This window comes from Glycomyces rhizosphaerae (assembly GCF_042647865.1).
Lineage (GTDB): Bacteria > Actinomycetota > Actinomycetes > Mycobacteriales > Micromonosporaceae > Glycomyces > Glycomyces rhizosphaerae.
The window spans coordinates 645,873-658,458 of record NZ_JBHRWO010000004.1 but is presented as its reverse complement, the minus strand read 5'-3'; the positions used below and the strand labels follow the sequence as shown (position 1 = coordinate 658,458).

Here is a 12,586-nt window from a genome sequence, read left to right as displayed (position 1 = left end):
CAACTTCCCCGCGTTCGCGCGGGAGACGGCTCCGGCACCCGAGGTCGGGAGTGTCGGCGCGGGGCCCCCGATTCGATGGTGACGCAGGGGTACGACAGTTCGAAGCCTTGCGGCCGCTAGTTTCCCGCTCGCAGGATCATGACCGTGATGTCGGCGTCGGCGCCCACGCGGATCGGGGGGCCGTTCGTGCCCGCGCCGTTCGTGACGTAGACCGGGGTGCCCTCGTACTCCTCAAGGCCGGTGAGTTGGCCGCTGCGCAGCTGCGACAGGTAGTGCACGGGCCACATCTGGCCGCCGTGGGTGTGGCCCGAGAGCTGGAGGTCGATGCCGTAGCCGAGCGCGCGATCGATCATGTTCGGTTGGTGCGCCATGAGGATCACCGGACGCTCGGGGTCGCGGTCGGCAAGGGCCGCTTCGAGATCGGGGCCGGTCTCGTCGACGAGGTGGCGCTGCTCCACGATGAGGTCGTTGACGCCGGCCAGGTCGAAGCCCGCCAGCTCGACCCGCGTGTTCGGCAGGCCTGTCATGCCGAGCTCGGCGACGCGGTCGTACCACTCCTCAGCGCCCACATAGTGCTCGGCGTTTCCAGCTACGAAGAACGCCCCGTCGCGGGCCTGGAGTTTCGCGAGCGGGTCGGTGGCCTCGCGGATCTGGTCGGCCTCGTTGCTGGCGAGATCGCCGACGAACGCGATGAGGTCCGCCTGCACCCCGTTGATCCGCTCCACCACGCGTTCGCAATAGCCGCGCCCGCGGAGCGCGGAGAAGTGCGTGTCGCCGACGATCGCGATCCGGTACCCGTCGAATCGACGTGGGAGACGGGAGAGCGGCACGGTCACGGCCTTCAGCGGTGGAGTGCGGTAACCCTCGTACAGGCCGTGCCCGACTGTGCCGAGGGCGAGCACGGACGCGCTCAACCCGATCGCCCGGGAGACGACGAGGCGGCGCGTGTGCGTCCGTTCCCCGAGGCCGGGTGTGTCGGGTCCGGGGACCCCCCGTTTCAAGAATGACGCGCGGGTCCGACGATCCGGCGGGGTCTGACCCCCGAGGTCGGGGGTGTTGTCGCGCGGGGCTCCCCGTTTCGATGATGGCTCGGGGGTCCGACAGTCGGTCGAGGCCTGCGGGTCAGCCTCGGAATCGGAATCGGAATCGGAATCGGAATCGGGATCGGGATCGGGATCGGGATCGGCTGCTCGTACGCCCGCGCCCTCGATTCGTTTGCGGCGCAGGAGGAACCAGCGCACCGGCTCGGCGACCACCAGGAGGCCGAACAGGTACATGAAGATCCCGAACCAGATCCAGCCCGGCCAGCCCACCCACTCCTGGAACGCCATCGGAGCCTCAGACGGCGAAAAGAACCGCGCGAGCAGTCCGAAGACCGCCAAGACCCCGAGCACCACCGCGCCGATCGGTCGCCACTTCGAACCCGGCTTCGTCGTATCCCGGCACAGCCGCCACCACACATACCCGTGCAGCGCGGCGAACCCGACCGTGACCGCGAGCAGCCGGACGATGAACCAGGCGAAGGCCATCCCCTAGCGCCCGGCCAGCGCGCCGCCGTTGGACTGGATGATCTGCGCGGTGACGTTGCCCCCTTCGGGAGCGGCGAGCCAGTGCGCGAGCGCGGCGATGTCGGCGGGGGTGCCGGGGCGTTTGCTGTGGGTCAGGTCGATGTTCCAGGCGCGGCGCTGCTCGCTGATTCCGGCGCCGAAGAACTCGGTGTCCTGGATGTACCCGGGGGCGATCACGTTCGCGGTGATCCCCCTCGGGCCCAGCTCGGTCGAGAGGTCGATCGCGTACGGGTGCAGTGCGGCCTTCGAGGCGGCGTAGCTGCCCGAGCCGCTGCCGCGGTAGGCGGCGATGGAGCTGAACAGGAGGATGCGGCCGTCGTCGGCGATGTGCGGCTTGAGGCCTTCCACGAGGTGGACGGCGGTGATGACGTTGAGCCGCAGGTTCTCCGTCCAGAGCCAGGAGACCCCGGCGAGGCCTTCGGGTACCTGTTCGGGGGCTTGGATGCCGATGTTGCCGCCCGCGTTGGCGACGATCACGTCCACTGTGCCGTGATGGTCGGCCGCGTGCTTCGCGACGCGTTCGGCCCCTTCGATTTCGGTGAGGTCGGCGACTACATGGGAGGCTTGGTCGCCGATCTTGCGGGCGGCTTCGGTGAGCACGTCCTCGCGGCGGCCGACCAGGATGACCTGGTCGCCGTCTGCTGCGAATCGTTCGGCGACCGCGTAGCCGATGCCGGTGCCTCCGCCGCTGACCACCACTGTGCGCGTCATGGTGCGTCTCCTTCTGGATTCGGGTTGCCGCAGCGATGCTAGCTCGGCGGCGTCCCGTGCGCTTCGTCTGTCAGGGGCGGGCAATCTGGACGAGGTCGGGGTTTCGGCCGCGGCGGGCGAGGAGGGCGCGGCCGGGTGGGAGTTGGCGGCTGGCGGTGCCGTTGATGAGGCGGCCTTCGAGGCGGTCGCCGGAGAAGAGCAGTCCGGGGCTGGACATGTCGCAGACCTGGCGCAGCAGCGGTTCGTAGACGGCGCGGCTGGCGCCGCCGGTGCGGCGGGCGAGGATGAGGTGGAGGCCGAGGTCGGCACCGTGGGCGGCGAGTTCGGTCAAGGGCGCCAAGGGGTTTCCGGCGGAGGTGACGATGAGGTCGTAGTCGTCGACGACGACGAAGATCTCGGGACCGGTCCACCAGTCGCGTTCGCGCAGCTGCTTCGGCGTGACGTCGGGCCCGGGGAGGCGTTTCTTGAGGGCCTCGGCGAGTTCGGCGGCGTTCTGGGCGGCGTGGGCGGCGGTGTTGCAGTAGGTGACGAGGTGGTTTTCGGGGACTTCTTCGAGGTGGGAGCGGCGGTAGTCGACGAGGAAGATGCCGGCTTCGGTGCTGGGGCGGCGCACGATCTGGCGCATGATGCCGCGCAGGAGGGTGGTCTTGCCGGTCTGGGTGTCACCGAAGACGACGAGGTGCGGGTCGGTCGCGAAGTCGATCACTGCGGGTCCGAGGTCGCTTTCGGCAACGCCCACAACGGGAGCGAGCGCGTACGGGTCGCCGCTGGCCGGGGCCGGGACGGGCGGGACGAGTTCGTGCAGGCCCACGTCGACCGGGAGGGCTTTGACGGCGTTGACGCCGGGTCCGGGCCAGCGGCGTCGCACTTCGCGGGCGAGGTCGGCGAAGCCGTCAGCGAGGTCCTCAATGGAGGACTGGTCGTCGATGCGCGGGAGGGCGATGTGCCCGAAGCGCTTGTCGGAGGTGAGGACCCGGCCGGGGACCTCTTTGGGCAGTTCCTCGATGAGTTTGCGGTCGATGCCGGAGTCGAAGGCGTCGGCGAGGCGCAGTTCGATGCGTCCGGAGAAGGACGCGGCGAGGCGGGCGCGCACCTGGGAGGAGTTCACGGCGGTGAGCACGGCGTGGACGCCGAGCGCGGGGCCGCGGGAGGCGATCTCCATGAGCAGGTCGTTGGCGTCGTCGTTGGCTTCGGTGAGGCCGCCCCAGCCGTCGACGGCGAGCACGAGGTCGCCCGGGACGTCGACGGTGCCGTCGGCGGCGGCGCGGCGCAGGCCCGCCGCGGAGTCGATGCCGTTGCGTCGCATGAGGGTCTCGCGGGTGTCGAGGAGGGTGCGGACCTCGGCGAGGGTGCGGGCGACGAGCTCGGGTTCGGCCCGGCCGGCGGCGACGGCGACGTGCGGCAGCGCGGTGAGGCTGCCGAGGGCGCCGCCGCCGAAGTCGATCACGTAGGCGGCCAGGGCGTTCGGCGGGTAGCGCAGGGCGAGTCCGGCGATGAGGGTGCGCAGGAGCGTGGACTTGCCGGAGCCGGGGGCGCCGAGCACGACGAGGTTGGCGTCCGCGCCCGAGAGTTCCCATTCGAGGGGGTCTTGGCGTTGCTCGCGGGGGTGGTCGAGGAGGCCGAGCACGGCTTTCACGGTGCCGTCGAGATCGGCCGGTTCGCCCGCTACGGCGGAGAGCGGGAGGGCTTCGGGCAGGGGCGGGAGCCACACTGGACAGACGCGGTCGATGCCGTCGGTCTCGGTGGCGCTCGCGAGGGAGGAGACGAGGACGCGGAGCACGCTGTGTTCGGCGTCGGGCTGCTCCCCCGCGCCACGTACTGCAGTGGCGGTGGCGGCGAGGGTGTCGAGGACGTTGACGATCGGCGGCACGGGCCACGGCAGCACGGGCAGGGTCCGCTCGGCTTCTTCTCGCGGCGGCGTGTACTTGCCGGAGACCATGGCGGCCTTGAACCTCGTGAAGATCGTGGTGTCCACTTTGAGGTATCCGGAGCCGGGTTCGGGCGGGAGCCGGTAGGCGTCGGGCACGCCGATGGCCTCGCGGCTCTCGGATTCGGAGAAGGTGCGCAGGCCGATCCGGTACGACAGGTGCGATTCGAGGCCGCGCAGGTGCGCCGATTCGAGCCGCTGCGTGGCGAGCAGCAGGTGCACGCCGATGGAGCGGCCGATCCGGCCGACGGCCACGAACAGGTCCGAGAAGTCGGGCTTGGCGGTGAGGAGCTCGGAGAACTCGTCGATGATCACGAGCAGGTGCGGCAGCGGTTCGAAGTCCGGATGCTGTTGCCGCTGTTTGTGGTAGGCGTGGACGTTCGGGAGGTTCCCGGCGTCCTTGAGCAGTTGCTGGCGCCGCGACATCTCGCCGTACAGCGCCTCGGCGAAGCGGTCGACGAGCCCGAGGTCGTCAGCGAGGTTGGTGATGGCCCCGGCGCTGTGCGGCAGGGCGTCGCAGTCGGCGAACGTGGCGCCGCCCTTGAAGTCCACAGTGAGCAGCGCGAGGCGCTCGGGCGGGTGCCGCACCGCGAGCGCGGCCACGAGGGTGCGCAGGGCCTCGGACTTGCCGGAGCCGGTGGCGCCGACGATGAGGCCGTGCGGGCCCATGCCGCCGAGCGCGGACTCCTTGAGGTCGAGTTCGACGGGGCGGCCGTCGGCGTCGACGGCGAAGGGGACGCGCAGCAGCGCGGACTCCTCGCGCGGGGCCCAGGTCCGCTGCCAGTCCACTTCGGCCGGGTCGGCGACGCCGAGGATGTCGGCGAGGCCGTGTACCCCCGACAACGCGCGGGAGACGTCGTCGAGGGCGAGCCGCCAGGGGCTCAGGGCCCGGGCTATGGCGGCGAGGTCGGCGGCGTCGAGCCGGTCGGGGCGGCCGGAGAACGCGGTCTCTGCGACGCTGCCGTCGGTGCGTTCGATGCGGGTCACGGTGACCGACTCGGCGTCCACTTTGATGCGTGCGGCGGTGTGCTCGGGTTCTTGGCGCTGCTCGGCGACGAGGGTCCAGATGTGGACGCCGAGCAGTTGCGGCGCTTCGAAATCGGCGAGCAGGCCGGGCAGGGACACCTGGTGCTCGCCGTCGACGATGACGAGGAGGCGGCGCGAACCGGGCCCGGGCGGGCCGCCGCGGCGGCGGCGCAGTTCGGCGGCGCGCAGCGCGAGGTCCTCGGCGAGGAGTTCGGTGAGTTCAGCCGTGGTGGAGCAGATGAGCGGCACGGGTGTCTCGGTCGCGTTCGGGTCGGCGAGGAGGTGCGGCAGCCACGACAGGTTCGTCCACTCGGGAGCGACGCTGGGGTAGGCGACGATCGCCACGCGCAGATCCTCGGGGGCGACCAGGACCGCGAGCTGGGCGAGCATCGCCTGGGCGGCGGCGCGCGAGCGCGCGTACTCGCCGACGATCGCGGTGTCCCCCACCGCGCCGAGTTCGAGCGTCAGCGGCTGGTCGGCCAGACGCGCGTACTGGTCGACGAGCTCTTCGGCACCCGACTGGCACACCGGGTCGTACACGGTGAGTGGGTTCTGCTCGTCGATTCTCAGTGACAGGGCGCGGCTCAGCGGCACCGCCGCGAGTCCGCATCGGACGGTGAGCAGGTCGGTGTCCGTGCCGCGGCGCTCCCACCGGCGGCCCGGATCGCACGCGAGACCGAGCAGCAGCCCGGGGTGCGGGTGGCGGCGGGCCGCATGGTCGCGTTGGGCCTTCACCGCCTCGCGGATGGTGTGCCGGGCGTCCTCGAGGTAGTCGAGATAGCGTTCGCGCTCCTGCCGGAGCTTTCGCCTGGGGCCCGAACGCATCGCGGCGAACAGCACGACGCCCATCGCGACGCTGGCGACGAGCATCAGCAGGCCCGCGGTGGCGTACAGGGGCCGCTGGAGGTTCGACAGGACCATGATCATCGCGCCCGAGCCGGACATGAGCGGCATCATGAGCATCGGCGCGCCCATCGCCGCCGACGGCGGCTCGCCGAGGGCCGGAGGCGAAGCGAGCGTGATCGGCTCGGTCGAGACCTCGGGTGCGGGGCGCCGGGCGGGTCGGCGGACGACGTCGGTGCCCATGTCAGACCCCGCTGATCATCGCGTACAGGCCCGAGAGGTGCCCGGCGAGCACGATCATCCCGGCCACCAGGATCGTCTCGGCTACGGCCACGACCCGCCGCCACCACGCGGCCGACACCGCCGAACGCGACACACTGGCGACTGAGACGTACGCGAGCCCGGCCAGGACCGCCAGCGCCGGGAGCCAGGCCAGGAGCGGTTCGGAGGCGCCGATCCATCGCCATGCGGCCCAGGCGAGTGCGGCCATGCCGGCCAGGCGCAGCGGGGCGACGTGGCGGACGAGTTCGAAGATCCGGGAGCGGGTCAGGAGTGCGAGCGCGGCGCCGGTGCCCATGAGGGCGGCCCACGTGTCGCCGTTGGCGGCGAGGAGGGCGGCGGCGGCTGCGGTGGTCGCGGCGATGCCGCAGACGGCGCCGGTGAGGCGGGCGTCGGTGGCTTCGAGGCGGCGCGCGAGGTGCACGTCGGTGGTCGCGTCCCCGGCGCGGACGTCGCGGTCGAGGGCGAAGAGCCCGGCGGAGGACATGGACAGACGGGGCACGAGAGCGAGCGCGAACAGTCCGATGAGGATGATGAGAGTCCGGGCGCGGACCGCGGAGAGTCCCATGTGGGCCCACAGGGACCAGGCGAGCGCGCTGAGGCCGAGGGCGCAGGCGAGGCCGACGGCGTAGGCGGTGGCGAGGCGGGCTCCGGCGCGGGCGGCGACGATGAGGGCGAGGGCGGCGATCCCGGCGCCGATCATGCGGGTCGCGGGGTGCGCGGCGCCGTCGGGGGCGAGGGCGCCGACCGCGACGTAGCCGACCCGTCCGGCCCACAGGACGCCGCCGGTGAGGGCGAGGTGGGTCATGAGGTCGTGCTGGCGGGCCGACCACCAGGCCATGAGGACGGCGAGGAGGCAGACGAGCCCGCCGGTGAGGAGGATCGCGGCGTCGGCGCCGGGGCTGAACGCGGCGGCGGCGACGAGGAGTCCGGCGGTGCCGACGGCGAGGAGGCGTCCGGTGCCGCTTTCCCAGCGGGCGCCGCCGGCGTCCACGGCGTCTTCGACGGCGTCGCGCACGTCCTCGACGGTGTCGGGGAGTGCGGCGGCGGTGGCGTCGTGGAGGAGGAGCATGCCGCCGTCGGCGACGGGGTGGTCGCCCAGGGTCTCGGCGGGGGCGAAGGTCGTTCCGTCGACGGTGGACAGTGCCCAGCCGGTGCCGTCCTCGTCGGGTTCCTCGGGTCCGGTGTGCCGCAGGAGTTCGGGGAGGAGTTCGGCGACGGGGAGGTCGTCGGGGAGCGCGAGGTCGCGGGTGGCGCGGGGGCCGACGACGGTGACGGTGCTGTATCGACCGGGCAAGGCGGGACTTTCAGGTAGGGGTGTTCAGGACGGGTGGGCGGTGGCGATTATGGACACGGAGACGGTCGAGTTGCGTTCGGCCTCTTCTTCGGCTTCGCGCTGCTTCTGCTTCTCGAAGGCGTTGGCGACGGCGAAGGCGGCGACAACGAGGGCCACCGCGATCGCGCCGATGAGCGCGGCGGGCCACAGGGGTTGGCGCTGCCGCCAGCTCCGCGCCGAGCCGTAGAGGACGGCGGCGCGGAGCTGGCGGCGGCGCAGCGCGGCGGCCTGGAGCACGTAGCGCTCGCTCTGGCCGGTGCGCCGCATGGCCATCGGCGCGAGGTCGGTGCCGGGTTCGGCCGATCGCGCGGGGGTTTGGGGGGACTCCGAGGTCACCCGCCCCACCGGGAGTTGATGCGGGCCATGGCGCCCTGCCAGTTGGACCCGGCGTCGTCGGTGGCGGTGGCGAGCTTGTTGAAGGCCGTCTGGACGTCGGTGAACTCGGTGGAGGTCTGGGTGTTGAAGGTGCCGAAGCCCTCGGTGCCGGCGCCGACCCACTTGCCTTGGACGGTGCTGACGTGTCCCTGGATCTGGCCGAGGATGGCTTCGAAGCGGCCGCGGTAGGTGTGCTGGACGCCGGCCAGGTTCTGGAGGTTGCCGACGTTGCCGTAGAGCTCGTAAGGAGAAGTAGGCATGTGGACAGTCCCTTCTAGACCTGGATGGTGATCGGCTTGATGCCGGGCAGGCCGCCCTGCGCTCCGGCGTAGCCGCCTTCGTTCGCGTCGTCGGTGGTGAAGCCGTCGGTGCTGGTGGCGCCTTGCGCCATGGAGCTGACGCCGTACTTGTCGGCGAGGGCGTTGTAAGCGGTGATGAACTCGGCCTTCGCGGTCTGGAAGGCGGCGAGCGCGTTGCCGCCCTGCGCGTTGACGTCCTCTTCCATCTCGGTGATGAGGGCGCGCAGGTCGCCGAACAGTTCGTCGACGGAGACGGAGTGGTTGTTGGCGCTGAGGTTGAGGGCGTTGGCTTCGGTGAGCCCGAATTCGGTCCCTATTCCGGCCATGGGGGTCCTCCTTGATCAGGGTGCGGATGGCCCGTGCGTGGAGCGTATCGGTTCATGTTGGCATGGAAGTAAAGCGTAAGTAAAGACCGGATCAAACCACTCTGGACACCAGCCACCGCATTCGCCACTCCAAGATCATCTTGCCACTTCCATTGCGCCCCAACGAACACCGATAAAGTCAGTTCATCTGACGTTATTCCAATCCTCACGGCTTTTCGGTACGCTGGCCGCAGTCGTGAGTCCGCACCCCCCTGGAGGACCAATGGACTACCTGGGCATGAACCCCAATCAGGCCAGCGCCGGCGGCAACGAGACCATGACCCTGGCCGAGAGCTACGGCAGTCTGCGCGGCGACCTCATGGGCACCCTGGAAGGCTGCATCGCCGCCGCCGGGGAGCCCGAGGTGACCGGCGGCTACGAGGACTTCGGCGAGCGCTGGTCGACCGACCTCGCCAAGACCGCCGACCACGGCGAGAGCGTCGGCGGCAACGCCAAGATCACCGTCACCGACGGCACCACCACCGACCAGGACAACCGCGGCGGCTACCTCCTCGACGTCCCGCGGCCGACTCCTCCCACCATCAATCCCTGACCACCCCCGCACGACGGAGAGGGCGAACCAGATGGCCGCAATTCCCACCCTCGGCAGCTTCGATCCTCCGACCACCACCGCGAACGAGGACGCACTCGAGGACGCCGCGCGCAGCCTCGACAACCACAGTGGACGCATCCTCGGTCAGGGCACCGACGTGGTCGCGAAGATGAACACGACCGCCGTCGAGTTCAGCGAGCTGGTCTCCGAGCCGATCAAGCAGCGCGGCGGCGAATTCCTGACCGCGGCGACCGCCGCCATGGAAGGCGCCGTCTGGGGCTCGGCGGTCACCAACCGCTGGGCCGCCTCGGTCCGCGAGTTCAAAGCGGCCGTCAAGAAACTCAACCGCGAGTGGGCCGAGGCCGTGAACGACAAGTTCGGCATCCGCGAATCCCAGGTGGGCGGCACGACTCCCAACCTGACCCCGGCCGAACGCGAAGCCGCGACCGCCGACGCCACCGCCTACGCGGGCGGACTCAAGCTCGCCGAGATGAACGACGCCGCCAACGCCGCCTACGAGAAGTTCAAAGGGGACGCCGCCGACGCGGGAGGCATGCTCAAAGAGGGCCCCACCCCAGAGAACCTGCGCGCCATGGCGACCGGCGGGGGCGTCGACTCCTGGGCGCTGTTCAGCGTGTTCGGGATGAACGCGCCCATGCCGCTGACCGGCGACTGGGGCGGCGTCCTCGGCGATGACCTGCTCGACGCCCTCAAGAACGGACGGGTGGAGGACCTCCCCCCGGAACTGCGCGGCCAACTCGGCGTCCTCAAGGCACTGATCGAGCGCGCCCACCACCTCGACTCGATCGGCGAAGGCAAGCTGTCCGCCGGCGAACTGGAGTACCTGGAGCGGTTCTTCGGCGCGATCGACAAGAGCGTCTTCAACATGCCCGACCTCTTGGACGACACCTACTGGACCGACGCCGACAAGGCACTCGTCCTCGCCGGCATGGGCGGCGGCCTCCTCGCCGTCTCCAACGACAAGCTCGGCGGCGGCACCGGCCGCCTCCCCGACTCGGTGCGGAACTTCGTGGACGCCTACATCGGCGGCAAGGGCAAAGGATCCGACCTCAAGCCCCAACACCACGACGGCGACGAACTGCGCGCGCTCGCGACCATGTTCGACGCCATCGACTACCAGGGCATGGCGTACATGCGGGGCGGCAAGGACTTCTCGGCCGCGCTCACCATCGCCGTCTCCGAGCACCTCGACGGCGAGGCGGGCGGCTTCAGCATCGGCGAAGGCACCGCCCGCACCATCCTCGACCACTCGCTCGCCAACACCGACGCCAACGCGGCCATCCTCACCGGCGACCTCCAGCACCCCTACTACAAGGAGCACACCGCCGAATCGGTGCTGCGCGGCCTGTTCGGCCACCAATGGGAGGACGACGGCAAGACCGCCGCGAAACTCATCGACTGGATCCCGGACGCCGCGGTCGGCAAGGACGAAGAACTGGCGAAGTCGGCCACCGAGTCGTTCGCCGCCATGTTCGGCATCATGACCGACGAGAAGCCCGTCGGGCCATGGGACGAGTCGGGCTACGAGTTCTTCAGCGACCACTTCGGCGAGATCGGCGACTACGAGGCCGCCCCGATCGGCGCCGCGAACCCGGCCGTCGCCCAGGCCATGGGCCGCTCGGCCATCGCCTTCCTCGACGCCTTCGCCGCCTCACCGGTCAAGGAGACCGGCGTCGACTGGGGCGGTGAGGCACCGCTCGACCTCGAAACCGGGAGCCGGGTCCGCTTCCTCGAGTTGGTCATGGGCGACGAACAGGCCCGCGACGACCTCGCCCAAGCCGCCTACGCCCACATGTACCTGGAGACCGGCGGCATGCCCGGCTGGGCCGACGGCGCCGAGGCGGGCGAGCACGCGCGGACCTCCGGTCGACTGCTCGGCTACGTCGACGCGGCCTTCCGCGCCGCGCAGGCCGACGCCGGCGAGGACGCCGCCGGGCAGACCGCCGACGCGAACCGCCAGGCCGCCTGGATGGCCGCCGGCTTCACCATCGCCAAGGAGATCGCCCTCGAAGTCCCCGGGGCGAGCGCCCTGCACAGCGGCTGGAAAGTGGTCGTCAACGAGGGCTTCGAGCTCGGCAAGTGGGGCCCGGGCGTCGCCAGGGCCGAGAACATCGTCTGGAAGGACGGCACCGCGCCCTACGACGAAGGCGTCACGCGCTCGCTCGACGACATCAAGATGGAAGTCGGCTACAGCATCGTCGACGGCATGACCCGCGACCCGAAGTCCGGCATCGACATCGGCGACGTCCGCCAAGTCGAACCGCAGCTGGTGGCCGGTCCCAAGGACGCCCAGGACCTGCGCTCCGTGAAGGACCTGCTGCTCGCCAACGACCCCGACCTCGGCGACCGGCGGGTCAGCCAGGACAGGGTGATCACCGGTCTCGAACGGCTCATCGAGCGCGACCCGGAGCTGTTCCAGCGCTACAAGGACTTCATCCAGGACATCGAGCAGCAGCGCAAAGACGTCTCCCAGGGCCAGACCGAATAGCCCGCCCCCACGACTAGGAAACCCTTGTGACCCAGACCGACCCTCCCCCGACAAGACCGGCGAACCGCGCCTCGGACCAGCAGCGCGACCTGCCCGACCGCCTCCAGTCCAGCCTCGAAGGACTCCGCGACCGGATCGGCGCGAACAAGGCCGTGGCCGCGACGGCCGCCGTCGTGGCACTGGTGCTCCTCATCGCGATCATCGTGGCCGTCGTCGCCTCCGGCGGCGGTGAGGACGAGAACGAGGCCGCCACGCCCGGTGGCGACGAAAGCTCCTCCGCCGCACCGCAGGGCGAGGGCGATCCCGCGCCGACCCTCCCGGCGGACGGCGCGTACCTCGCCCGCCAGGAGTCCACGGGCCTGTGCGTCACCGACGGACCCGAGCCGGGCAATCCCGAGCGCAGCGTCATGGTCCTCGGCGACTGCGCCGCGACCTACCCGGCGAGCCTCGCGTTCACGTCGCAGGGCGCGGGCGTCTACACCGTCGGCCTCGACTTCACCGAGGACGACTGGCAGGCCTGCTGGGGCGCCGACGATCCGGCCGACCAGCCCGGGTACCTCTCTTCCGGGCAGGACTGCGCGGACTCGCCGCTGCAGCAGTTCCAGCTCACCGGTGCCGGCGCGGACTCGTACACGTTCGCCGTCGTCGCTTCGGGTCTTTGCCTGGGGCTCTTGGAGGGTGTGACCGCCGAGGCGGGCGCGGCCCTCGCCACGGCCACGTGCGATCCCGAGGACCCGAACCAGCGGTTCGCGCTGCTGGTCCCCTGACAGCTCTTTCACCCCTCCATAAAGGAAT

Annotated in this window: 10 protein-coding genes; 3 read left to right on the top strand and 7 right to left on the bottom strand. The window is 70.8% G+C overall.

Annotation, left to right across the window (positions count from 1 at the left end):
• Window positions 1-116: 116 nt before the first annotated feature.
• The 7 genes from ACFO8M_RS03955 to ACFO8M_RS03925 form a co-directional block, all read right to left on the bottom strand.
• A complete protein-coding gene (locus tag ACFO8M_RS03955) occupies window positions 117-1,529 on the bottom strand; it encodes a metallophosphoesterase (RefSeq protein WP_387970774.1) in 1,413 nt (470 codons plus the stop codon).
• Window positions 1,530-1,532: 3 nt separating this feature from the next.
• Window positions 1,533-2,279 (bottom strand): SDR family NAD(P)-dependent oxidoreductase, encoded by a 747-nt coding sequence (locus ACFO8M_RS03950; protein ID WP_387970772.1) that lies wholly within the window; start codon window positions 2,277-2,279, stop codon window positions 1,533-1,535.
• A gap of 70 nt (window positions 2,280-2,349) precedes the next feature.
• Window positions 2,350-6,318 carry a type VII secretion protein EccCa gene (gene eccCa, locus ACFO8M_RS03945; RefSeq protein WP_387970769.1) on the bottom strand — a complete coding sequence of 1,323 codons (3,969 nt, stop codon included), beginning with the start codon at window positions 6,316-6,318 and terminating at the stop codon, window positions 2,350-2,352.
• 1 nt (window position 6,319) lies between these two features.
• Window positions 6,320-7,651 (bottom strand): type VII secretion integral membrane protein EccD, encoded by a 1,332-nt coding sequence (gene eccD / locus ACFO8M_RS03940; protein WP_387970766.1) that lies wholly within the window; start codon window positions 7,649-7,651, stop codon window positions 6,320-6,322.
• 24 nt (window positions 7,652-7,675) lie between these two features.
• A complete protein-coding gene (locus tag ACFO8M_RS03935) occupies window positions 7,676-8,026 on the bottom strand; it encodes an ABC transporter permease (protein WP_387970763.1) in 351 nt (116 codons plus the stop codon).
• On the bottom strand, window positions 8,023-8,325 hold the full coding sequence (locus ACFO8M_RS03930) for a WXG100 family type VII secretion target (RefSeq protein ID WP_387970761.1): 303 nt from the start codon (window positions 8,323-8,325) through the stop codon (window positions 8,023-8,025). The genes ACFO8M_RS03935 and ACFO8M_RS03930 overlap by 4 nt, the downstream gene beginning before the upstream one ends.
• 14 nt (window positions 8,326-8,339) lie before the next feature.
• Window positions 8,340-8,690: a hypothetical protein gene (locus ACFO8M_RS03925; protein WP_387970759.1), complete on the bottom strand. Its 351-nt coding sequence runs from the start codon at window positions 8,688-8,690 to the stop codon at window positions 8,340-8,342.
• Window positions 8,691-8,967: 277 nt separating this feature from the next.
• On the opposite strand from ACFO8M_RS03925, the gene ACFO8M_RS03920 reads away from it, so the two are divergent.
• The 3 genes from ACFO8M_RS03920 to ACFO8M_RS03910 are packed head-to-tail and all read left to right on the top strand — an operon-like array spanning window position 8,968 to window position 12,558.
• Window positions 8,968-9,282, top strand: coding sequence for a hypothetical protein (locus ACFO8M_RS03920; protein WP_387970756.1), 315 nt, complete (start codon window positions 8,968-8,970; stop codon window positions 9,280-9,282).
• Between the two features lie 31 nt (window positions 9,283-9,313).
• A complete protein-coding gene (locus ACFO8M_RS03915; protein WP_387970753.1) occupies window positions 9,314-11,791 on the top strand; it encodes a TPR repeat region-containing protein in 2,478 nt (825 codons plus the stop codon).
• A gap of 26 nt (window positions 11,792-11,817) precedes the next feature.
• Window positions 11,818-12,558, top strand: a complete 741-nt coding sequence (locus ACFO8M_RS03910) for an RICIN domain-containing protein (RefSeq protein ID WP_387970750.1) — start codon at window positions 11,818-11,820, stop codon at window positions 12,556-12,558.
• Window positions 12,559-12,586 lie beyond the last annotated feature (28 nt).